Genomic DNA, 21,961 nt, shown 5'->3' with positions numbered 1-21,961 from the left:
CCCCGGCCCCCGCGCCGTCCGGGGGGGGCCGGCGGGGCCCCCCCTCGGGGCCCCCGCCCCCCCCCCCCCGCGCCGGGCGCCGCCGGGGGCCCCCCCCCCCGGGGGGGGCGGGCCCCCCCCCCCGGCTCTCATCCGGGCACGGGCGCGGGGGTCACGGGGACTTCTTCAGGGTGAAGTCGCCGAGTCTCGAACCCTGCTCCGCCGATGTCGTCCGGATGGTCTGCGACGCGTAGCCCTCCATCGAGGCGGTCACCGTGAGCGGACCGCCACGAGCGTCGAGCCACAAGGAGTAGGTTCCGTCCACGGCGGTCGACAGGGTGTGGGTCGACTTCTTGCCGACGAGCCGGACGGTGGCTCCGGCGAGGGGAGCCGGGGCGCCTTCATCGTCCTCACCGAGTACGGTGCCCGCGTACCTGGTCCAACCCTTGGGAGGGTCGACGGTCATCGTCACCGGGACCGCGTCGACGTGGTAGGGCGTGTCGGTGCTCACGGCCAACCTGGCCGCGTAGGTGCCCGGTTGAGTGACCTCGGCACCCGTGGCATCGAGCGAGACGGTCACGGTGGCGGTCGCTCCCGGCGGCAGCGTCGCCTGCCCGCCGTGGAGGCCGAGCCAGGTCACGTCGTCCGTTCCGTCACCCTGGTCGAATCCGGGGAGCACGCTGGCGGTGGCGACCGGTGCCGAGTAGGCCGACCGTTCGCCTCCGACGTTGTAGAAGCCGGGAGCGGCACCACCGCGATAGATCGCGGAAACGGCGTTGGGCAGTGCGGTCCAGGCGCCTGCTCGCGTGTCGTAGCCGTAGACCTTGTTGGTGACGCCGGTGGCGATCCGGCCGCCGACGGTGATGAGCATGCCGTTCGCCGCCGCGTAGTTCGCCCCCCACTCGGCCTGCGGCCTGTCCGGGATCGGTGACCAGCTGTCCGTCACCGGGTCGTAGACGTAGCCGTGTTTCGTGGTGCTGCCGTCCACCGTCTGGCCGCCGGCGCAGTAGAGCATGCCGTCGATCTCGCCGCAGGCGGTCCAGGTGATGGGTATCGGGTAGGGGGCCATGGCCGACCACTTGTCGGTGACGGGGTCGTAGGCGTACACGTCCGTGTTGGCGCAGGTGTGCACACCGCATCCGCCGACCACGTAAAGCCTGCCGTCCAGGACGGCGCTTCCGGAGGCGGCATAGGGCTCGGGGGTGGGTGCTCCGGTGCTCCAGGTGTCGGAGGCCGGGTCGTATATCTCCAGCTTGGGATCGGGTGTGCCGTCGTTGCGCCAGCCGCCCACCGCGTAGAACTTGTCGCCGATGAATCCCTTGGCCGGTGCGTCGCGTCCGTCGGCCGCGGCGGCCAGTTGCGACCAGGTGTCGCTGCCCGGGTCGTAGACGTACATGTCCGCGTTGTAGGTGGTGCCGCTGGTGTAGCCGAACGCGGAGTAGAGCAGGCCGTCGTGCGCGGCGACCGCGTTGTCCGTCGTGGCGACCGGCAGATCCGCCGCCGACTGCCAGGCCGCCCCGTCGGCCGGGGACGACTCGGGACTGCCGGCCTGCTCGCCGACGGTGAACGTGGCGGGGGCCGTGCCGGTGTTCTTCACCGTCAGTTTCGCCGTGGTCCTGTGCCCCGAGGTCAGTGTCCTGTCCACGGCTGCCTGCTTGACGGTGAGCTTTCCGGCCCTGAGCCTGTGGTCGGCCTCGGTCACACCGTCCGGCACCACGCGCGGTGTCTCGGTCCCGGTGGCGAACTTGCTCTTGGTCACCGTGAAGGGCCGTTTGCCGGGAGCGTCGGAGAAGAGCCAGTAGAACCCGTCGTCCAGCCGCGGGTCGTTCGCAGTGGCCGCTGTCAGGCCGGTCTGACCGTGACCGTCGGCGCTGCGTACTCGCGCGTTGAGGACGCCGGCTCCCGTGTTGGCGTCGGTGACGACACCGGCCACCAACCCGCCGCGTACCGGGGTCGTGGGGCGGTCGCCGACGAAGAGGTTGTCCAGCTCCCAGTAGCGGTCACCGCCGGCGACGAAACGGAACCGCACCTGGACGGACTTGGCTCCGGACCAGGCGGCGATCGGAATGTCCACGTGCCCCACCTGGTCGACCTTGGCGTAGGTGCGCAGATTGGTCCAGGTGGCGCCCCCGTCGGTGGTGATGTCGACCATGCCGGTCTGGGTGTTCGAGCCGAAGTAGTCCATGTCGACGGATATCCGCGGCCTGGTGTAGTCGCTGAAGTCGTAGACCGGGCTCACCAGTGACGAGTCCTGATGCTTGCCGATGCCCCAGTGGACACTGTCGGCCAGGGCGAAGCCCCCGCTGCCCCACGTCTTGTTCGTGTAGTTCGCGGGGTCCGAGAACTGCCAGCCACCCGTGGTGTCGGGGGCATTGACGACGCTCCAGCCCTCTGGCGGTGAATCGGTCGCGTCGAACGCTTCGGTGCGTCCTACGGTGCCCACGTCGTAGCCCGCGAACGTGTCCCGCTCACGGTCCACGGGGAGGGCGACGTCGATGGGTCGCATCGGGGACTCGACCCTGACGGTCTTCGCCGCGGTCTGGTATCCGGGGTACTGGGCGACGATCTTGAGCGTGTAGTCGTGGCCTTCTGGCAGCTTCAGCTTGTAGACGCCGGTGTAGGGGTCGGTGAAGACCGGCGCGCCGGGCACGTCCTGGGCGGTGACCGACGCGTAGAGCGGGTATCCGTGGCCGGAACCGTCGGTGATCCTGCCGGTGACGGTCCGGGACGGCGCGGCGTCCAGCGAGAGGTCCCGGGTGATCGAGTCGCCGTCCGCCACGGTGACCGCTGAGGTCCCGGTCCGGTAGCCGTAGGCGTCGGCGTGCAGGTCGTACCTGCCGGGCGGCAGGGTGAGGGAATAGTGTCCCCGGGAGTTCACGGTGGTCCGGTAGCCGTCCACCGTGACGGTCGCCGTGGTCAGCGGGGCTCCGGTCGAGTCGGTGACGGTGCCGCTCACCGAACCGTGCGGGTAGTTGCGGAAGGCGGCCAGGCCGGCGGGGCTGCCGAGACCCGTCGGTCCGTCGTAACCGGCGCCCGCGGTGCAGAGATAGGCCGGTGTGCACGTGCCGTTGGAGCCGCTGGTGACGTCGTTGAGCGCGGAGCGCTTGAAGTAGGGGTAGGCGTTCGGATAGGTGCCCGCGTCGGGGACGGCGGCGGCCGCGTACACACCGGCGATGATGGGGGCGGCGGCACTGGTGCCGCCCATCACTCCCCAGCCGTTGCCTCCGTACGACTGGTAGAACGCCAGGCCGGTGTAGGGATCGGCGACCGCCGCCACGTCCGCCACCGACCTCGTGTCACAGCCGGTGTCCGTCTGGAAGCCGGGCTTGGGCTCGTACGCCGAACATCCCGACCCGGCGAGGGCCCACGCGGTTTCGGTCCAGCCGCGCGACGCGGTCGTGCTCGGCCTGAGGGACGTGCCGCCGACCGCGGTCACGTGTCGCGACGCGGCCGGGTAGGAGACGCCGTATCCGAGGTCGCCGGTGGACGCGACCATCGCGACGCCCGGGTGGTCGTAGTGGGCGTCGAACTCGGTGGTCTCCTCGGCGAACTCGCCGCTGCCGGGCTGGCTGGAGTACTGGCTTCCGTAGGAGTTGGAGACGTACTGGACGCCCTGTGCGACGGCCTGGTCGACTGCGGCGAAGATGTCCTGGAAGTCGGCGCTGTCCGCCTCGACCAGCAGGAGGTGCGCGGCAGGGGCGGAGGCCGAGACCATGTCCAGGTCGAGGGAAGCCTCGCCCGCCCAACTGCTGTTGGATTTGGGATAGTCGGTGCCGCCCCGCTGGTCGATCTTCCGGAAGCAGCCGCTTGCGGCCGTGCACGCGGGCAGACCGTACTGCTCGCGGTAGACGGCCAGATCCGCCTCTGCCGTGGGGTCGTCGTAGGCCACCACGATGGCGACCGTGCGTCCCGCTCCCCCGTCCGCCGGCAGGTCGTACGCGTCCTGCAGGTCCGTCGCGCCGTAGCCGGAAGGCGGCGTGGCCGAAACTCCGTGCGTGGCGACGGTGTCGGTGCGCCGGAGCGCGAAACATCCGACGCTGCCGGGCTTCGGCGCGGAGCACACGGGCTCCACGCCCGGCGCGGTGTCCTGTGCCGATGCGCTGGTCCCAGACTCTGCCGACGCCGACGCCGACGCCGACGCCGACGCTGTCGCCGCGAGCGGCAGACCGGCGCTCAGCACCGCCGTCAGGAGGCCGGCGACAACACCCCGGCGCACGGGTCTCGGCCAGGGTCTCGCGGTGAACAGCCTAGATATTCGCAACGTGCGACTCCTGTGCGCTTGTACCTGGGACCAACCCGTGGGCCAGCGGTTACCTGCGAACTCTTGTTCGCAACAGACGTTTTCGCAGATCAATTGATGAGAGGTCAAGCAACAACACTCTTGGGCAGGTTCCGGACAGGCGTCACCGGGCCGGCCACCGGCAGCACCTGCCGGACGGTCGTCCACGGCCGCGAGGAGGCCGGGTCGGCTTGCAGAGGAGCCTAGAAGTCGCGGGCCTGCGCGTTGGCCCGTCCGTGCACCGACGTTGTTCTGTCCGCGCACACCGTGGTGGGGGCGGGCGCCGTCGGCGGTGCCTCCCTGGTCAAGAGTCCGTGCGTTCGGCGACACACACCCCGCTTACGGGTTCGTAGGGTTCGGAGGACCGCCTGGACGATCTTCAAAGGGGTGAGCATGAATACACACACCAAGCCGCTTCTTCAGGTGTGGGCGTGGCAGAAGGACGCCGCATGCCGGGGCATGGACAGTTCGGTCTTCTTCTCACCGGAGAGCGAGAGAGGCCGAGCCCGTCGACGCCGGGAAGAAGCCGCCCGGACCATGTGCCGTGAGTGCCCCGTCAGCGGTCCCTGTGGCCGGTTCGCGCGGGCGTCGCGCCAGGAGTACGGCGTCTGGGGCGGCTACTCCGAGAACGAACGCCGTTCCACAGCCGTTGCCGCCGACCGGACTTGAGCCTCCCACGTCCACGACCGGGCCGGGCATGTCTCCTGACGGGGCGCAGTCAGTCGCCGGAGTTCCGCTGCGCCACGACCAGGTGCATGTCCCGAAGGTCGTCCAGTGTCAGGACCGCTCCCGCCATGGCGCACGCGACACGCATGCCGATCAGACTGTCGACCTCGCCGGGTTCGAGGTCCTCCCAGTCGGCGATCCCGGCCGCCTCGAACGCCGCCGCCAGCTCCGCGGGCATGCCGGGAAGCCTTTCGTCCAGGCTGAGTTCGTCGAAGACGACTTCCACGATCTCCTTGCCGTCCACCGCGTAGTGGAGACTGGCGTGCCCGTTGATCGTGTACAGCGTCGTGACCGCTTGACGGCCACCGCGGGAGAGGACGTCGGCGGTGCCGTCGAAGGTGTATCCCAGGTCGTCGTAGACGAAGGTCCATGGCCACAGGCGGCCGGCCAGCAGGGTGGCGGCGTCGCCCGTGTCATCGCCGAAGCCCGCGGCCGGCAAGGACGTGTACCGGTTCGGCTTCCTGTCGGGAAGCACGCACTGCCGGATGGAAGCGGGCTCGACGCGAAGGGCCTCCAGTGCCCGGACCGGTCCCATGTCCCGTACGACGTGCAGGCTGTGGTTCGGATCATCGCTGGCGAGGTCGCGGATCCAGACCGGCAGCCCTTCCGAATCGAGCGTGTGGCGCGGGAATCCGGGCGTGCCCACGGGCGACCTCCTAACGCTCTTCATCGTGTCCCGGTACACCGGAACGGTGCCGCAGGCTGCTCTGGAGAGATCACGCGTCAGGCGACGGTCGAGCAAGATTGCAGATGGAGGGGGACGCGCGCAACTCGACGGTGATCGTGGGCCGGTCGCCGGACAGCGTCAACGCCCGGAAGCAGGAACTGCTCGAAGGCGCACCGACGATGTTCCGGAGGGCACGAAGGCGCCTCGGCCGTCGTGGCGCCGGTGCCGCACGGCGTCTCCTCAATTGTTCCTGCACTTCTTCCTGGTGCCTCCCGCGCAGGTGCGATGTGCTGACACCGCTCGCCGTGAGCCCTCGGACCGCCTGATCGTCGTTGGATCGGGCGGCCGGAGACCGCTCGCGCCCGACGGCCGCGTCGGCTGCGCGTCCGCATGATCTCGCCAGGGAGTCGCCGTGTCCGTGGTCCTGTCCACTGCTCCGCTGTCCGCCTCGGACCGGGCCGACTTCTGGCAGGACGCCGTGTCACGAACGTTCGTCCCGTTGGACGTCGACCTGCACGAGGCCGAGCCGGCTTCGGCGACGATCGTCAGCCGGCAGGTGGGCTTCATGCAGGTCTCGACGGTCACGGCCGGACCGCAGACGGTAGCCCGCAAGCCCCGGATGATCGCGCGGGACGGCAAGGAGACCGTCACCCTCACCCTGATGCACCGCGGGACCGCCGAGCGCTCGCAGGACGGCCGGGACGCGGTCGTGAGCCCCGGGCAGTTCTCGATGTCGGATTCCCGGCGGCCCTTCGGCAAGTCGCTGCGGCAGGCGTTCAGCCTCACCGCGTTCCACTTCCCCAGATCCGCTCTCGGTGTGAGCGATCCCGAACTGCGGGCCGTGACCGCCACGTCCTTCGGTAGGGACGAGCCGCTCTCCGCCCTCCTCGCCGGGCATCTGCGGCGCCTCGACGAAAGCGCCGAGGCGGTCGCTCCCGCGCAGGCCGACCGGCTCGCCGCGGTGACCTGCGAGCTGCTGGCATGCCTGATCCAGGAGAGACACGGCCGGCTGGCTCCCCAGGAGCCCGCCGCCATCCAGGCCATGCTCCTGCGTGTCAAGGAGTACATCGTGCGCCGTCTCGCCGATCCGGACCTGTCCCTCGTCGAGATCGCCTCCGCTCACCAGGTGTCGCTCAGGTATCTGCACAAGCTCTTCGAGACGGAGGGCGTGACCGCGGCGCGGTGGATCCAGCAACAGCGGCTGGAGCGCTGCCGGAAGGAGCTGGAACGGACGATGTCCAACGCGCCGACCGTCGCCGTGGTGGCGCACAGCTGGGGATTCGCCTGCGCCTCCCATTTCAGCCGCGTCTTCAGACTCGCCTACGGAATTTCGCCTCGGGAATACCAGGCGACCGCACGGAAGGGGCCGAGGTGACGAAGGCCATGCAGGTTCACGCTCCCGAGCGTGCGGTGCACGCTGCCCCGGCCGGCCGTGAGACGGTGGGCAGGGGGCCGCGTTCGCTGATGACGGCACCCGACGCCGTCTCCCACGGCCGCCGTGACGGCGAGGTGGCGCCACGGCGGGAAGGGCCCTGGCACCAGGCGCTGCACGGCACGCTGGGCCTGACCGATGCCACGGTGTCCGACGGGCGGCACGCGGGAATCGTCCGCACGTTCCGTCTCGGCCACTTGAGGCTCGCCGCCCTGGAGGGAACCGGACTGCGGCTGCGCCGGGCCGCGCGGCCCACCGGCCCGGACGACGGCCTCCTGGCGGTCCTCCTGGTGGAGCAGGGCGCCGCCTCGGTCGAACAGGACGACCGGCGCGTCGTCATGAAGCCCGGAGACATGGTCTTCTACGACCTGACGCATCCCGTGTCGCTCGACCTTCCCGGCCCGTTCCGCGCGAAGTTCCTCGTCCTTCCGCGCCGGCTCATGGGCCTGCGGGACGACCTCCCTCGACAGGTCGTCGCGGTCCCGGTCAGGACCGACGCGGCCGTGGGTTCGCTGGTCGCCGCGTTCGTGACGCACTTGGTCGACATGGCGGCGGACTGCCCGGCTGCCACCGGAATTCCTCTGGCGAGCAGCGCGATCGACCTGCTGAGTCTGCTGGTCGAGGAACAACTGGGCCTGGGGTCTCAGCCCGCGGCGGGGCTCGACCGGCTGCTGGAGATCAAGAGGTTCATCGCCCAGAACATCGACGATCCGAACCTCACCCCGCAGACGGTGGCCCGCGCCAACTCGATCTCCGTCCGCTACCTCCACAAGCTCTTCCAGGCCGACCGCGTCACCGCCGGGCAGTGGATTCAGCGCTGCCGGCTGCAGAAATGCCGAAGTGAACTGGCCGGGCCTGACGCCACGAAGTGCTCCATCTCCGCGGTGGCCCACCGGTGGGGATTCACCAGCGCGTCCCACTTCAGCCGGGCCTTCCGGTCGCTGTACGGGATCTCGCCGGCGGAGTGGAGAGATCCGGGCGTGAAGCTCCTCAAGGAAGCCGTGGCACAGACGGGTACGGTCGCCGCCTGACGGTCCCCCGAGGCCCGCCGAGTCGTCCACGCGCGGAACCGCGTCGGCATCGCCGACGAACGGACCGCCGGGCACCCGGCGGGCCGTCGGCGTTGAGCCCCGCGCCCGTGACCTGCGGGTCCGCATCCACTGGGGTGCCACCCCGGTGCGAAACCACCACGGCCCCCGGTTTCATGGACACACCCCGAATCAGCGTCGGCCGCTTCATCCGGGCGTCACAGGTCCCCGACCTCGTGCTGGACCTCGCCGCCGCCCGTCAGCCGACATCGCCGTCGACGGGCCATCGGTGAATCCGTCTCACCGGCCGTCACCCCACGGTGGGCGCCAGTCCCGCCGTTTCCCCTTTTCCTCCTTCCATCGGAGCTGTCAGTGAGATTCCGTCTGTCCGGTTCCCGTGGCCTCGCGGCCTCGGCCCTCGCCCTCGCCGTCTCCCTCGGCGCGGTCACCGTCACGGCCTCGGCCTCCGACACACCCACGACGTCGGCGTCGTCCGGCGAACGGCTGCCCGCCGGCTTCAGCGAGCACAAGACCAAGGTGGCGGGCACCGGCATCGACTACGTGATCGGCGGCCGCGGCCCCACCCTGGTCCTCATCCACGGCTACCCGCAGACCTGGTACGAGTGGCACGACATCATGCCCGCCCTGGCCAAGCACTACACGGTCATCGCGCCCGACCTGCCCGGCGCCGGCGAGAGCGACGCCCCGGCGTCCGGCTACGACAAGAAGACCATGGCCGCCCACCTGCACGGCCTCCTCGCCTCCCTCGGCAAGGACCGCGACGTGAACGTCGTCGGCCACGACATCGGCACCATGGTCGCGTACTCCTACGCCGCCCAGTACCCGGACAGCGTGAAGAAGCTCGTGCTCAGCGAGGCCCCGATCCCGGACAAGAGCATCTACAAGTTCCCGGCCCTCACGGACAGGGGTCCGGGCGTGTGGAACTTCGGCTTCTTCTCCCTGCGGACCGGTCTGCCCGAGAGCCTGATCCGCGGTCACGAGGAGACCTGGACGTCCGGCTTCATGCGGAGCATCGCGGTGAAGAAGGACGCACTCACCGACGACGACCTGCGGGTCTTCTCCTCCTACCTCCGCGACTACGCGCACCTGGAAGCCTCCTTCGCCTGGTTCCGGACCTTCCCGCAGGACATCGCGGACAACGCGCGGCTCCGGAAGAAGAAGCTCACCATGCCGGTCCTCGCCATCGGCGCCGACGGCAGCCTCGGTGAAGAGGTCGGCACGCAGGTCCGCCACTACGCCAAGGACGTCACCCCGGTCGTCGTCCCCGACTCCGGCCACTGGATCTACGAGGAGCACCCGAAGGAAATGACCCACCTGCTGCTGCGCTTCCTCGGCGACCAGCGATGACGTCGGGGGCGAAGATGACGCAGTTCTTCCCGACCTTCGACCCGACGGCCGAACGCGAGCCCTTCTGGTTCCTGGGCGGCCGGGCGAGGATTCTGCTTCCCGGCACCACGACGAACAACCGGCTCAGTCTCATGGAGTTCGCCGACCCGATCGGCCACGCTCCCCCGCACCACGTCCACGAGGACGAGGAGGAGGTCTGGTTCGTCCTCGACGGCGAGGTGACCTTTTTCGTCGGTGACCAGCGCCACGACCTGGTGCCGGGACAGGTCGCGTACGGGCCGCGCGGTGTCCCGCACAGCTACCTGGTGCGCTCGCCCGAAGGGGCGCGGATAGCGGCCCTGTTCAGCCCGGCCCGCATCGAGGAGTACTTCAGGAGCAACGGCATCTCGGTGGCCGAGGCCGGCGACCTGCCTCCTGAATTCGATCTCGGGACGGTCGTGGCCTCCGCAGCGGACTTCAACCTGCGGGTCACCGGGCCGCCGCCCACCCTCTGAACCGGTCCGCCCCACCAGGCGGACGCGAAGAGTTCCGCGACGGGCGCGGCTCCGGCCGAGCCTGGCGCTCGATCAGGGAGACCAGGGCACCGGCGCGAGCAGCCAGGACCTCGGTCCGAGGCGGCCTGAGTCCGGTTGAGCCGCGCCCGTTCGCGACACCTACGCAAGCCGATCGATCCGCTCCCGGGATGTGCCTGTCACCACGGTGCTCCGGCGTCTCGACGAGGACCGCCCCGCCGCGGACGGTGCCGTCGCTGTCCCGCCCGGTACACCGCCCGGCCGTGCAACCCGGGAGACGCGGACGACCGAACGACCACCACCCGACCAGGAGAGACACACGTGAACGCCACGACCCGCCGCACCGTACTCGTCACCGGCTCCACCTCCGGCATCGGCGAGGCGACCGCCACGACCTTCGCCCGCGACGGAGCCGAGGTCATCGTCAACGGCCGCGACCCGGAGCGCACCCATGCCGCCGCCGAGCGCGTCCTCGCCGCCGCGGGCAACGGCGAGGTCCGCGCCGTCGCCGCCGACGTCAGCACCGCGGACGGCGTCCGCGCCCTGACGGACGCCGTGCCGGACGTGGACGTCCTCGTCAACAACGCGGCGATCTTCGACGCGCGGCCGGCGTTCGAGATCACCGACGAGGAATGGAGCCGCTACTTCGAGACCAACGTCCTCAGCGGCATCCGGCTCACCCGCCACTACGCACCCCGGATGGTGCGGCGCGGGTGGGGCCGCGTCGTGTTCATCAGCAGCGAGTCGGCCGTCAACACGCCCAGGGAGATGATCCACTACGGCGCCACGAAGACGACTCAGCTGGCCGTCGCCCGCGGTTTCGCCCTGGAGGTCGCCGGCACCGGCGTCACCGTCAACACCGTCCTGCCGGGCCCCACCCTCACTCCGGGTGTCCGGGTCTTCATCGCCGACCGGGTCGGCGACGGCGTCCCCTTCGAAGAGGCGGAACGCCGCTTCATCGCCGAGGAGCGCCCCACCTCGCTCCTGGGACGCCTCATCCGCCCCGAAGAGGTCGCCAACCTCGTCCACTACGTCGGCTCCGACGCCGCCTCCGCCACCACCGGCGCCGCACTGCGTGTCGACGGCGGCGTGGTGAGCAGCATCATTCCCTGATGGCCGGAGGTGCTCGGGCCGGCCCCCGTGCACTCGCCCCCGAACCACTGGGGTGGGACCCCGGTGCGAAACCACCGCGGTCCCCGGTTTCGTGGACACCGGTCCGGTCAGGTGACCCAAACAGGAGAGGCTCCGTCATGTCCGTCAACCTTCCCGTGGTCTTCGTCCACGGACTCTGGCTGCACAGCACCTCGTGGCAGCCGTGGATAGACCTGTTCCGCGAGGAGGGCTACGAGCCGTCCGCTCCCGGATGGCCCGGCGACCCGGACACGGTCGAGGAGGCGCGTCAGAACCCGGAGAGCATCGCCGGGCACGGCATCGACGACGTCGTCGAGCACTACGCCGCGCTGATCGCGGACCTGCCCGAGAGGCCCATCGTGATCGGCCACTCCTTCGGCGGGATGATCGCGCAGAAGCTGCTCGGCCAGGACCGCGCGGCGGCGGCCGTCGCCATCGACGCCGCCCAGATCAAGGGCGTCCTGCCGCTGCCGCTGTCGGCGCTGAAGGCGACGTTCCCGGTCTTCAAGAACCCGGCCAACAAGAACCGTTCGGTGTCGCTGACCGCCGAGCAGTTCCGGTTCGCGTTCGGCAACGCCGTCTCCGAGGAGGAGTCGGCCGCCCTGTACGAGCGCTGGACCATCCCGGCGCCCGGGAAGCCGCTGTACGAGGCCGCGTCCGCCAACTTCAACCCGCACTCGCCGGCCAAGGTCGACACGCAGAACAACGGCCGCGGTCCGCTGCTGCTGATCTCCGGCGGCAAGGACCACACCGTGCCGGAGACCGTCACCCGGGCCACGCTCAAGCAGTACCGGCACTCCGAGGCCGTCACCGACATCCTCAGCTTCCCCGACCGCGGGCACTCCTTGACGATCGACGGTGGCTGGCGCGAGGTCGCCGACACCGTCCTCGGGTGGCTGCGCGAGCAGGGGCTGGAGAACGGACGATGACCTCCCCTCGCGCACAGGCGGCCGGTGACGACGCGGGCCTGGCCGGGCAGACCGTCGTGGTCACCGGTGCCGGGCGCGGTATCGGTCTGGCCGTCGTCGAGGCCTTCCTCGCGGCCGGCTCGCGTGTCGTGGCGGGTTCGCGCACGCGCACCGACGCTCTCGACGCGTTCGTGGAGCGGGGTGCCGAACTCACCGTCGTGGAGGTCGACCTGGGCACGCGCGAGGGTCCGGCGACGCTGATCGCCGAGGCCGTCGCGGCGCACGGCGGTGTCGACGTGCTGGTGAACAACGTCGGAGCGGTGCGGCCGCGGGTCGACGGCTTCCTGGGGGTGACGGACGAGGACTGGGAGTGGACGCTGACGCTGAACCTCCTGTCCGCGGTCCGCGCTACGAGGGCAGCGCTGCCGCACCTGCTGACCACCGGTGCGGGACGCATCGTCACCGTCTCCTCGGTCAACGCGCGGCTGCCCGACCCGCTGGTCATCGACTACGGCGCGGCGAAGGCGGCGCTGACCAACTTCTGCAAGGCCCTGTCCAAGGAGGTCGGGCCGCACGGGGTACGGGTGAACACCATCGGTCCCGGTCCGGTGGAGACCGCTCTGTGGCAGGGAGCGGGCGGTGTCGCCGACACGGTCGGCCGGTCCCGGGGCGTCGACCCCGGTGAGGTGGCGCGGGGCGCGGCTCAGCAGTCGCTGACGGGCCGGTTCACCCGGCCGTCCGAGGTCGCCGATCTTGCGGTCTTCCTGGCGAGTTCCCGGGCCGCGAACATCACCGGTGCCGACTTCGTCATCGACGGCGGCCTCGTCGAGTCCCTCTGACCGGTGGGCGAGGCGCGACGGCGGCCCTCGGCGCCGGGACGCCTCGCCCGCCCTCCGCGCCCCTTGGAGAGATCACATGACCGATCCGACGCTGTGCTTCCCGAGCAGCTCGCGACGCCGTCGGGGACAGGAATGACGAGCCCGTCCTTTCCGACCCTGGGCCGGGCCCCCGACCGTGAGCCGTTCTGGTTCCTAGGTGCCCGGGCCAGGATCCTGATTTCCGGCGGCGCGACCGACAACAGGTTCAGCCTCATGGAGTTCGCCGGCCCGGTCGGCCACGGGCCTCCGCACCACGTCCACGAGGACGAGGACGCCGTCTGGTTCGTGCTGGACGGCGAGGTGACGTTCTTCATCGGCGACCAGCGCCACGATCTGGCGGCCGGGCAGGTCGCGTACGGTCCGCGCGGCATTCCGCACAGCTATCTGGTGCGTTCGCCCCAAGGGGCGCGGGTCGGGGTGCTGTTCAGCCCGGCCTGTGTCGAGGAGTTCTTCCGGGCCAACGGCACCCCGGTGGCCGAGACCGGCGATCTGCCCCCGGATTTCGATCAGGCCCTGGTCATGGCCTCGTCGGATCCCTTCCATCTGCGTCTCACCGGCGTTCCGCCGGCCTGCTGAGGCGAGCGAACTCCCGCGAGAGCGGACAGAGCATCGAGGAGAACGCCATGACAGGCATCACCCCCACCGGATCGCGCGAGAACGGCGGGCGGCGCGGAAGGCCGGCGCTCGTGGCGCTGGCGGTCGGGACCCTGCTCGCCGTGCCCGCGCTGTCGGCGGCCGTGCCCGCAGGTCCGGCGCTCGCCGCGACGTCCGCGGCCGCCTCGGCCCGGCCCGACACGCCGAAGCCGACCGTGGTCCTCGTCCACGGCGCCTTCGCCGACGCCTCCAGCTGGAACGCGGTCACCGCGCGGCTGGAGCGCCAGGGCTACCCGGTCCTCGCCGTCGCGAACCCGCTGCGCGGCCTCGCCGGTGACTCGGCCTACGTGTCGAGCATCCTCGACACCATCCCCGGGCCCGTCGTCCTCGCCGGCCACTCCTACGGCGGCGCGGTCATCACCGATGCCGCCACCGGCCATTCCAACGTCAAGGCCCTTGTGTACATCGCCGCGTTCGCCCCCGACGAGGGCGAGACGGGCCTGTCCATTCTCGGCCAGTACCCCGGCAGTCAGCTCTCGCCCGCGCTCACCGTCCGCCCCTACCCAGGCGGTCAGGACGCCTACGTCAACCCCGCCGATTTCCGACGGGTCTTCGCAGCCGACGTGCCCGCCGCCACGACCCGGCTCATGGCCGCCGGACAGCGTCCGGTGTCACTTGCCGCCTTCGCCGAACCCAGCGCGGCACCCGCCTGGAAGACCATCCCCTCCTGGTTCCTGGTCGCGGGCTCCGACCGGGCCATACCGCCGGTCGCCGAACAGGCCATGGCGCGGCGCGCGGGCTCCCACGCCCAGGTGATCCGGGGCGCCTCCCACGCGGTGCTCGTCTCGCACCCCGACGACACCGCCCACATCATCGAGGCCGCCGCACACGCCACCTCATGACCTCTCGGTGAACCGGCCGGCGTGCACCGGGCGGAGCAGCGGATCCGCGAAAGGAACGACCGTGCCCTTTCCCTCGCACCACCTACGATGACCACCGCCCGCGATCACGGCCCGCTGCGGGTGCTGCTCCTCGCCCTGACCGTCGGGACCGTTCCGGTCGACGCCGTCAGCCATCTGGCGCTGGGGCATGTCTTCGTGGTGAGCATGACCGGCAACGTCGTCTTCTTCGGTTCCGCGGTCGGTGGAGCCGACGGCGCCTCCTGGAGCGGGGTACGGCTGCGGCGTGTCGCATCGCTGCCGGCGATGCAGGCGGGGGCCCTGGCCGGCGGTCTGCTGCTGCGAGACGGCAGCCTCGCCGTTCCGCTGTGGGCCGCCGCGGTGGTCCTCGCGGCGTGCGCGGTGACCGCCGGCCGCCTGCGCCGGCGCGCCGCCGCTCAGAGCTGGGGCTGATCCGGCCCGCTCTCCTGCGACCGTCACGTCCACGGCCCGTCCCGCCGGCATCGGCACCTCTCACACCTTCCTTCCCACTCCGGCGCGCGCACCGCGCCGGTCCACCCAGCCCGCGAAAGGGAACCGACATGCCGTACATCACCGTCGGCCAGGAGAACTCCACCGACATCGAGCTGTACTACGAGGACCACGGGAGCGGGCAGCCCGTCGTGCTGATCCACGGCTATCCGCTGGACGGCCACTCGTGGGAGAAGCAGCTTCCGGCTCTGCTCGACGCGGGCCACCGGGTCATCACCTACGACCGGCGCGGCTTCGGCCGGTCCTCGCAGCCGACCACCGGTTACGACTACGACACCTTCGCCGCCGACCTCGACGCGCTGCTGACCGAGCTGGACCTCACCGACGCGGTGCTGGTCGGTTTCTCCATGGGCACCGGCGAGGTCGGCCGCTACCTGGGCACCTACGGATCGCAGCGGGTCGCCAAGGCCGCCTTCCTGGCCTCCCTCGAACCGTTCCTGCTCAAGACCGACGACAATCCGGGCGGCGTCGACGGATCGGTCTTCGACGGCATCCTGGAGGCGGTCACCAAGGACCGTTACGCCTACTTCACCGGCTTCTACGAGGCGTTCTACAACCTCGACCAGACGCTCGGCGTCCGGATCAGCGAGGAGGCCGTGCGGGCCAGTTGGAACGTGGCGGCCGGTGCCTCGGCGTACGCGTCGGTGGCCTGCGTGCCCACCTGGATCACGGACTTCCGCGCCGACGTCGCCAGGATCGACGTACCCACGATGATCCTGCACGGGACGGCCGACCGGATCCTCCCGATCGACTCCACCGGGCGGCCCTTCCACGCGCTGCTGCCCTCGGCCGAGTACGTGGAGATCGAGGGCGGCCCGCACGGTCTGCTGTGGACGCACGCCGACGAGGTCAACGCGGCGCTGCTGGCCTTCCTGGGCAAGTAGTCGCACTCACGGCCCGGCCACGCGCCCGAGGGCGGCCGTGACCCGGTGCAGGTCGCAGCGAGGCGCATCCCGTCGGCGGCCCGCACCGGGACGGCACCGCCGACGCCCGGCCGGGTCACGGCAGCCGCGCGGGCCCCGCGCCACGGATCGGCGCGGCCGTCCTCCCGACCCCGCTCGGCTCCACCCCCTTCAGCCAAGGACCACTCCATGACCAGCGGAATCATCGGAGACGGTGCCGGCGCGACCACTCCGGCACCCCGCGTGAAAGCCCGTCAAGGGCATCGGGCCGCACCCGACGGGCAGCTGCTGTCGGCCCTGACGGCCGAACACGCCAAGCCGTTGATCGCCTACGTCGAACGCATGTTGAACGACCGCCACATGGCCGAGGACATCGTGCAGGAGACCCTGATACGCGCCTGGCTCCGCTCGGAACAGCTCCTCGCCGACGACGGCTCGCCGCGCGGCTGGCTGCTCACCGTGGCCCGCCGTCTGGCGATCGACCGCATCCGCAGCGCCTACCACCGCCACGAGTCGCCGGGCGCGGAACACCGAGGGGTCGTCCAGGACGACCACGCCGAGGCGGTCGCCATGTCGGTCGACGCCATGGCCCTGCTGCGCCATCTCTCGCGCGAGCACCAGGAGGTCCTGGTGCACACCTACCTCCACGACAGGACGGTGCAGGAGACCGCCCGGATCCTGGGCATCCCCGCGGGCACCGTCAAGTCCCGGCTGCACTACGCCCTGCGGCGGCTCCGTTCCCGCTTGACGGACGAGGCCACAGGGGCCCGCGGCGAGCCCGGCTCACCCTCGCGGCCCGGCCCGCCACTGGCTCGGCGAGGTGCCGTACGCCGCCCGGAAGGCCCGGCTGAAATGGGCGGCGTCGGTGAAACCCCAACGCCGTGCGACCGCGGCGACGGTAGGGGGGACCGGGGAAGGGCGGGACAGCTCGCTGCGGCATGCGTCGAGCCGTCGCCGCTGGATCCAGCGGGCGGCGGTGGTGGACTCGTTCTCGAAGAGCTTGTGGAGGTAGCGGACGGATATCCGGTGTTCGCGCGCGATGGAGGCGAGGGACAGGTCGGGGTCCACGAGATGACGGTCGATGAACGCCTTGATGCGCAGCAGGAGGGCGAGGCCGCCCCCCGGGGTGTCCTGGGCGTCGTGGCCCAGCCGCTCGGCGAGAAGCGCTCCGACGAGGTCCACGGCCTGGGCCGCCAGCGCGTCGCCCGCCGTGGCGGCGAGGTCGGGGGCGTGGTCGGCCAGGCCTCGCAGGAACGGCAGGATCACCCGGCCCAGGCCGGCGTCCTGGTGCAGTGCGGTCGCCGTCACCTGGTGGAGTTCTCCCTCGGACTGCGGGAGCAGGGCCCGGGGCACCAGCAGCACCTGCATCCGGAAGCGGTGCGGGAAACGTAGGGTGTAGGGCCGTGTCGTGTCGTACAACGCCACGTCTCCTGGCCCCAGTTCGGCGCTGCGGCCGTCCTGGTCGACGTGTGCGAGGCCGCTGCGCTGCAGACCCACGTACACGAAGCCGACGCTGTCCCGGGCGATCAGCCGCGGTGTGCGGTCGACCCGGCCGCGGTCGCAGTCGACGGTGGTCGCCTGGAGCCGACCGAGCCGGTCGGTACTGATCCTGCCGCTGAAGGGCTCGTCCTCGGGGAGGGTGATCCGCAGCGGGACGAAAGTGCGGAAGACCTCCTCCTGCCAGTGCTCCAGACGCACACCGCCAGGACGCGACCGCACCGAGAACACCACGCTCATACCAACTTCCCCTGGCTCCACGACGCGAGCACCGACAGGCGACGCCCGGCCCCGGACGCCCGCACCCCGGCGGACCCCCGACGGCCGCCCTGAAGCCCGGTTCCCGTGTTGTGCCGACGCCCGCGTCCCGGTCGGGCCGCCAGGGGCGAGTGCACGATGCGCACAGCACCGGTGCGCGATGAGCAAACGTACCCGCCGCCCCGTTTCCTAAGGTGCGTTGTATCGCGGCCCGGCAAGCGGGCCCCGATCCGGGAGAGTCGCGGATGCCATCGTACGTCGCGTCGCACGAGCTCGAACTCCAGCCGGTGGTACGGGCGTTCATTCCCACAGCCGCCGCCGTCGCACGGCGCGTGGACGGTGAGCGCGGGGGGCGTCGGGCCCGGATCCTTCTCCATCGACCACACCGCGCCGTAGGAGCCAGACGTGCCCGCCACACCCGTCCCCGTCCGTGAACGTCGCGTACAAGGACGCCTGTCCGTCGCGACACCCCTGCGTCTGAGCCGGTCGCAGCACTCGGAACACATGGAAAGGCAGGCTGATGGTGTGGTCCGGCATGCGTCGTGAGTCCGGTCCGCCGATGGTCGGCCGCGTCCAAGAGTGCGAGGCGATCGGCACGCTCCTCGCGTCGGTCCGGGACGGGTTCGGCGGGGCCCTGGTGCTCAACGGCGACGCCGGGGTCGGCAAGTCGCGGCTCCTGGAGTACGCGGCCGAATCCGCCCAGGACCTGACTGTCGTCAGGCTGGTCGGCGTAGAGGCCGAGACCCGGCTCGCCTACGGGGCCCTGCACCGGCTCCTGCGGCCCCACCTCGGCCGGCTGCCCGCTCTGCCGCAGCGCCAGCGTGATGCCCTGAACGCCGCGTTCGGCCTGACCGACGCCCCGCCGTCCGACCGTCATCTGGTGGGACTGGCCGCGTTGACGCTGCTCTCGGGCGCCGCCACGGTGGAGCCGATGCTCTGCCTCGTCGACGACGTGCAGTGGCTGGACCGCGAGTCGGCGGAGACCCTGGCGTTCGTCGGGCGGCGCCTGTACGCGGACTGCCTCGGGATCCTGTTCGCCGGAAGGGACGGCAGCAGCGACCTCGACGTGTTCGGCGCTCTGCCCGCACTCCGGCTGGAGGGGCTCGCGGACGTCGAGGCCAGGGCGCTGCTGAGCGCCGGTGTGACCGGGCACCTGGACCAGGCGGTCGCCGAGCGGCTCGTCGCGGGCACCGGCGGCAACCCGCTCGCGCTCCTCGAACTGGCGGTGAATCTCGGGCCGGAACAACTGGCCGGCGTCACGTCGCTGCCCGAACCACTGCCGGTGAACCGGCAGTTGGAAGAGCACTTCCGGCGAACGGCGGCCCTGCTGCCCGCGGAGACCCAGACCCTGCTGCTGCTCATGGCCACGACTCCGACGGACGACCAGGCCGCGCTGTGGCGCGCCGCCGGCGCCCTCGGGCTGTCGGCTCGGTCGGCCCTGCCCGCGGTGGACGCGGGGATACTGACCCGCGGGACCACCGCCGTCTTCCGCCATCCGCTGATCAGATCGGCGGTCCACTCGGCCGCGTCCACCGAGGAACGGCGGCGTGTGCAGGCGGCGCTGGCCGCCACGAGCGCCCCCGAACGCCGTGCCTGGCACCGCGCCGAGGCGGCCGACGGTCCCGACGACGCTGTGGCGGCCGAGCTGGAAGCCGCCTCCGAGCTGGCCCAGGCACGCGGCGGATACTCGGAGCAGGCTCTGGTCCTCACCCGGGCTGCGGAGATGACCGCGCATCCGGGCAAGCGGGCGGAGCGTTACCTGCACGCGGCGGCGGCCCACCTCACCTCCGGCAATCTGGCCGGGGTCAGAACACTGGTCGAACTCGCCACTCCCGACCTGACGGGACCGCGGGCCCGGGTGCACGCGACACGGCTGCGGGCATCCGTCGAGATGATCCGCTCGCACCCGCGCGAGGTGCCGGCGATGCTGCTGGAGGCGGTGGCCGATCTCCGTACCACCGACCCGATGGCCGGCTGGGACCTGCTGCGCGAGGCGGTGCAGGCCACCGTCATCGGTGGCCTGATGATCACCGGGACGACCCCTCACGAGGTCGCGAAGGCCGCCGCGGACGCCTGGCGGGACAGCGAGTTGCCCGCCTGGAGTCCCGATCCGCTGATAGCGGCTCTGGCCCGCTCCATCGCCTACGGCTACGCGGAGGGAGCTCCGGCCCTGGCCGCGGCCCTCGCCCGGCTGCGCACCGCCGACGAGCTCCAGGAGCAGGACGCCTTCAGCGTCATGGTCAGCATCGCGGGCGACGAGCTGTGGGACATCGAGGCCAAGCGGGAACTCCTGGAGAAGCTGGTGGCGACGGACCGCGACCGCGGAGCGCTCTACGGACTCAGCCTGGCACTGCTCGCGCTCGCCAAGGTGGAGATCTGGGACGGCCGGTTCGCCGCGGCCGAGAGCTGTTACAACGAGGCGGACGACTACCTGTCCGCGACCGGATACTTCAGGTCGGGAGACTTCCACAAGATCCTGCTCTACGCCTGGACCGGCCGGGAAGCCGAACTGCGGGCGGCGGCGGCCACGATGCGCGCCATGTCCGAGGACCAGGGCACCGGCGTGACCTACCGGTGGGCGGGCCAGGCCCTGAGCATCTTCGAGATCGGCAACGGGCGGTACCAGGAGGCACTCGACGCGCAGCTCGGCATCCTCGACGATCACCCGGTGGCCCTCGGCGACGTCAACCTCGCCGGAATGGTCGAGGCCGGGCTGCGGGCCGGCAACCGGGAGGCGGCCGTCACGGCCATGCGGCGCCTGGAGGAGCGCGCGCCGCTCGCGGGGACGCCGTGGGCGCTGGGGCTGCTCGCACGGTGCCGGGCCCTGATGAGGGACGACGACGAGGCCGAGCAGTTGTACAAGGAATCGATCTCGCACCTCGAAAAGGTCCCGGTGGCCGTGGATCTGGCGTGGTCGCGCCTGCTGTTCGGCGAGTGGCTGCGCCGCCGCAGGCGCCGTGCCGACGCCCGGGTCCACCTGCGCGCCGCGTACGAGGCCTTCGAGTCGTGGGGAGCCGCGCCCTTCGCCGAACGGGCGCGAGTGGAACTGCAGGCCACCGGGGAGACGGCACGCAGACGTACCGCCGACACCCAGCTCGACCTCACCGCGCAGGAACGGCACGTGGCGGCGCTCGCCGCCTCGGGACTGACCAACGCGGAGATCGCCACCCGGTTGTTCGTCACCACATCGACCGTAGAGTTCCATCTGAGCAGGGTGTTCCGCAAGCTCGGCATCACGTCGCGCAAGCAGATCGAGAGCAAGCTGGGCGAAGCCGGTTCCGGCGACCGGTCACCGGCCGGACGGTGACCGGTTCGGGGCGACGGCCCCGGACCGGGGCCGCCCCCCGGTGCGAAGGGTGCGTCGGCCGCGGTGGAATGACGGATCGACACCACCCGTGCCGACGGCCGACACGATCACCAGGAGGCGGCGATGGCAGCAGGATCCGGAGCGCGGGGGATGACGGATCACGCCGGCATCCCGCTCACCCACGGCCGGCCCCGGGTCAACGGGGTCGACCTGCACTATGCGACGGGCGGCAGCGGCGACGCGGTCGTGCTGATCCATGGCGTCCCGAAGACCATGTTCTTCTGGCGCCACGTCATCCCGCTGCTCACCCCGCACCACACGGTCGTCGCGGTGGACCTGCGGGGCTTCGGCGGTTCCGGACGTCCCGCCACCGGCTACGACACACGGACCCTGGCCGCCGATGTCGCCGCGCTCATGGCGGCGCTGGGCCACGAGCGCTACCGGGTCGTGGGTGAGGACTGGGGCGCGGCGGTCGCCTATGCCGTGGCGGCCTTCCACCGCCCGCGGGTCGTCCAGCTCGTCTTCCAGGAGACCAGACTGCCCGGTCTTCCGGTGCCCGACCTCGGGCCCCTCGCCGCCGAGGATCCCCGCAACGGCTGGCACCGCTCGTTCTTCGGCCTGCCGTACTACCCCGAACTGCTCCTCGCCGGCCGGGAGCGCGCCTTCTGGACGTACTTCATGCGGGGGATCATGTGGGACCCGAGTGCGTACACGGACGCCGACGAGGACGAGTACACCCGGGGCCTTGAGGAACCCGGCGGCCATCACGCGGTGTTCGAGCTGTATCGCGCGACCGAGACCGATGCCGCGCAGAACCGGCCCGAGTTCGCCGTGCCGTTGGAATGCCCGGTGCTGGCCGTGGGGGGCCGTGCCTACCTCGCCGCGGAGCCCGGCGAGCAGATGGCCCGGGTCGCGGCGAAGGTCACACCCGTGGTGATCGAGCGGGCGGGGCACAACATTCCGTTGGAGGCGCCGGACGAACTAGCCCGCTGCTACCTCGACTTCTTCGCGACGGAACTCCAGGCCGCAACGCGCCGCCGGGAGTGCGCGGGCGGGCCGTGACGC

17 protein-coding genes and 1 pseudogene are annotated in these 21,961 nt (G+C 71.2%); 15 read left to right on the top strand and 3 right to left on the bottom strand.

The annotated features are described in order from the left end of the window. Positions 1-151: 151 nt before the first annotated feature. A complete protein-coding gene (locus ACIRQ9_RS37910; protein ID WP_404184544.1) occupies positions 152-4,051 on the bottom strand; it encodes a carboxypeptidase regulatory-like domain-containing protein in 3,900 nt (1,299 codons plus the stop codon). 600 nt (positions 4,052-4,651) lie between these two features. Between ACIRQ9_RS37910 and ACIRQ9_RS37905 the strand changes: the two genes are divergently transcribed. Next, a complete protein-coding gene (locus ACIRQ9_RS37905; protein WP_404184541.1) occupies positions 4,652-4,927 on the top strand; it encodes a WhiB family transcriptional regulator in 276 nt (91 codons plus the stop codon). Positions 4,928-4,976: 49 nt separating this feature from the next. Here the strand turns inward: ACIRQ9_RS37905 and ACIRQ9_RS37900 are convergent, their stop codons facing one another. Beyond that, the gene (locus ACIRQ9_RS37900; protein ID WP_404184538.1) at positions 4,977-5,630 is read right to left on the bottom strand and encodes a hypothetical protein; all 654 of its coding nucleotides are present in this window, start codon (positions 5,628-5,630) and stop codon (positions 4,977-4,979) included. Between the two features lie 433 nt (positions 5,631-6,063). On the opposite strand from ACIRQ9_RS37900, the gene ACIRQ9_RS37895 reads away from it, so the two are divergent. From ACIRQ9_RS37895 to ACIRQ9_RS37840, 12 genes and pseudogenes are all read left to right on the top strand, one after another. Further along, complete coding sequence (locus tag ACIRQ9_RS37895; RefSeq protein ID WP_404184535.1) at positions 6,064-7,026, top strand: helix-turn-helix domain-containing protein; 963 nt, start codon at positions 6,064-6,066, stop codon at positions 7,024-7,026. Between the two features lie 8 nt (positions 7,027-7,034). Further along, entirely contained in the window at positions 7,035-8,114 is a 1,080-nt protein-coding gene (locus ACIRQ9_RS37890; RefSeq protein WP_404184532.1) for a helix-turn-helix domain-containing protein, read from the top strand. Between the two features lie 369 nt (positions 8,115-8,483). Then, the gene (locus ACIRQ9_RS37885) at positions 8,484-9,479 is read left to right on the top strand and encodes an alpha/beta fold hydrolase (protein WP_404184529.1); all 996 of its coding nucleotides are present in this window, start codon (positions 8,484-8,486) and stop codon (positions 9,477-9,479) included. Between the two features lie 14 nt (positions 9,480-9,493). Next, positions 9,494-9,973 carry a cupin domain-containing protein gene (locus ACIRQ9_RS37880; RefSeq protein WP_404184526.1) on the top strand — a complete coding sequence of 160 codons (480 nt, stop codon included), beginning with the start codon at positions 9,494-9,496 and terminating at the stop codon, positions 9,971-9,973. Between the two features lie 339 nt (positions 9,974-10,312). Then, positions 10,313-11,104 (top strand): SDR family NAD(P)-dependent oxidoreductase, encoded by a 792-nt coding sequence (locus ACIRQ9_RS37875; RefSeq protein WP_404184523.1) that lies wholly within the window; start codon positions 10,313-10,315, stop codon positions 11,102-11,104. Positions 11,105-11,241: 137 nt separating this feature from the next. Further along, on the top strand, positions 11,242-12,051 hold the full coding sequence (locus ACIRQ9_RS37870; RefSeq protein WP_404184520.1) for an alpha/beta hydrolase: 810 nt from the start codon (positions 11,242-11,244) through the stop codon (positions 12,049-12,051). Further along, positions 12,048-12,869, top strand: coding sequence for an SDR family NAD(P)-dependent oxidoreductase (locus ACIRQ9_RS37865; protein WP_404184517.1), 822 nt, complete (start codon positions 12,048-12,050; stop codon positions 12,867-12,869). Before ACIRQ9_RS37870 ends, ACIRQ9_RS37865 begins: the two co-directional genes overlap by 4 nt. 93 nt (positions 12,870-12,962) lie before the next feature. Next, entirely contained in the window at positions 12,963-13,484 is a 522-nt protein-coding gene (locus tag ACIRQ9_RS37860; protein ID WP_404184514.1) for a cupin domain-containing protein, read from the top strand. A 47-nt stretch (positions 13,485-13,531) separates the two neighbouring features. Further along, positions 13,532-14,404 (top strand): alpha/beta fold hydrolase, encoded by an 873-nt coding sequence (locus ACIRQ9_RS37855; protein WP_404184511.1) that lies wholly within the window; start codon positions 13,532-13,534, stop codon positions 14,402-14,404. 87 nt (positions 14,405-14,491) lie between these two features. After that, entirely contained in the window at positions 14,492-14,854 is a 363-nt protein-coding gene (locus tag ACIRQ9_RS37850) for a DUF1275 family protein (protein WP_404184508.1), read from the top strand. Between the two features lie 128 nt (positions 14,855-14,982). Beyond that, positions 14,983-15,816 carry an alpha/beta fold hydrolase gene (locus ACIRQ9_RS37845; RefSeq protein ID WP_404184505.1) on the top strand — a complete coding sequence of 278 codons (834 nt, stop codon included), beginning with the start codon at positions 14,983-14,985 and terminating at the stop codon, positions 15,814-15,816. 207 nt (positions 15,817-16,023) lie between these two features. Further along, a pseudogene (locus ACIRQ9_RS37840) lies at positions 16,024-16,521 on the top strand (sigma-70 family RNA polymerase sigma factor); the annotation flags it as partial. Between the two features lie 96 nt (positions 16,522-16,617). On the opposite strand, the gene ACIRQ9_RS37835 reads toward ACIRQ9_RS37840, so the two are convergent. Next, entirely contained in the window at positions 16,618-17,571 is a 954-nt protein-coding gene (locus ACIRQ9_RS37835) for a helix-turn-helix domain-containing protein (protein WP_404184502.1), read from the bottom strand. A gap of 553 nt (positions 17,572-18,124) precedes the next feature. Between ACIRQ9_RS37835 and ACIRQ9_RS37830 the strand changes: the two genes are divergently transcribed. Both ACIRQ9_RS37830 and ACIRQ9_RS37825 read left to right on the top strand, forming a co-directional pair. Further along, positions 18,125-20,896 carry an AAA family ATPase gene (locus ACIRQ9_RS37830; RefSeq protein ID WP_404184499.1) on the top strand — a complete coding sequence of 924 codons (2,772 nt, stop codon included), beginning with the start codon at positions 18,125-18,127 and terminating at the stop codon, positions 20,894-20,896. Positions 20,897-21,046: 150 nt separating this feature from the next. Continuing rightward, positions 21,047-21,958, top strand: coding sequence for an alpha/beta fold hydrolase (locus ACIRQ9_RS37825; RefSeq protein ID WP_404184496.1), 912 nt, complete (start codon positions 21,047-21,049; stop codon positions 21,956-21,958). Positions 21,959-21,961: the final 3 nt, after the last annotated feature.

Source organism: Streptomyces sp. NPDC101237 (assembly GCF_044767465.1).
Classification (GTDB): domain Bacteria; phylum Actinomycetota; class Actinomycetes; order Streptomycetales; family Streptomycetaceae; genus Streptomyces; species Streptomyces gramineus.
Note: the sequence above shows the minus strand (reverse complement) of the source record. Positions and strands in the feature narration are given on the sequence as shown.

What these genes read in the sequence shown, in the direction of transcription:
- ACIRQ9_RS37890 (WP_404184532.1), top strand. Translation starts at nt 7,035, where the DNA reads ATGCAGGTTCACGCTCCCGAGCGTGCGGTGCACGCTGCCCCGGCCGGC.
- ACIRQ9_RS37835 (WP_404184502.1), bottom strand. Translation starts at nt 17,571, where the DNA reads ATGAGCGTGGTGTTCTCGGTGCGGTCGCGTCCTGGCGGTGTGCGTCTG.
- ACIRQ9_RS37865 (WP_404184517.1), top strand. Translation starts at nt 12,048, where the DNA reads ATGACCTCCCCTCGCGCACAGGCGGCCGGTGACGACGCGGGCCTGGCC.
- ACIRQ9_RS37845 (WP_404184505.1), top strand. Translation starts at nt 14,983, where the DNA reads ATGCCGTACATCACCGTCGGCCAGGAGAACTCCACCGACATCGAGCTG.
- ACIRQ9_RS37825 (WP_404184496.1), top strand. Translation starts at nt 21,047, where the DNA reads ATGACGGATCACGCCGGCATCCCGCTCACCCACGGCCGGCCCCGGGTC.
- ACIRQ9_RS37905 (WP_404184541.1), top strand. Translation starts at nt 4,652, where the DNA reads ATGAATACACACACCAAGCCGCTTCTTCAGGTGTGGGCGTGGCAGAAG.
- ACIRQ9_RS37870 (WP_404184520.1), top strand. Translation starts at nt 11,242, where the DNA reads ATGTCCGTCAACCTTCCCGTGGTCTTCGTCCACGGACTCTGGCTGCAC.
- ACIRQ9_RS37855 (WP_404184511.1), top strand. Translation starts at nt 13,532, where the DNA reads ATGACAGGCATCACCCCCACCGGATCGCGCGAGAACGGCGGGCGGCGC.
- ACIRQ9_RS37830 (WP_404184499.1), top strand. Translation starts at nt 18,125, where the DNA reads ATGCGTCGTGAGTCCGGTCCGCCGATGGTCGGCCGCGTCCAAGAGTGC.
- ACIRQ9_RS37880 (WP_404184526.1), top strand. Translation starts at nt 9,494, where the DNA reads ATGACGCAGTTCTTCCCGACCTTCGACCCGACGGCCGAACGCGAGCCC.
- ACIRQ9_RS37850 (WP_404184508.1), top strand. Translation starts at nt 14,492, where the DNA reads ATGACCACCGCCCGCGATCACGGCCCGCTGCGGGTGCTGCTCCTCGCC.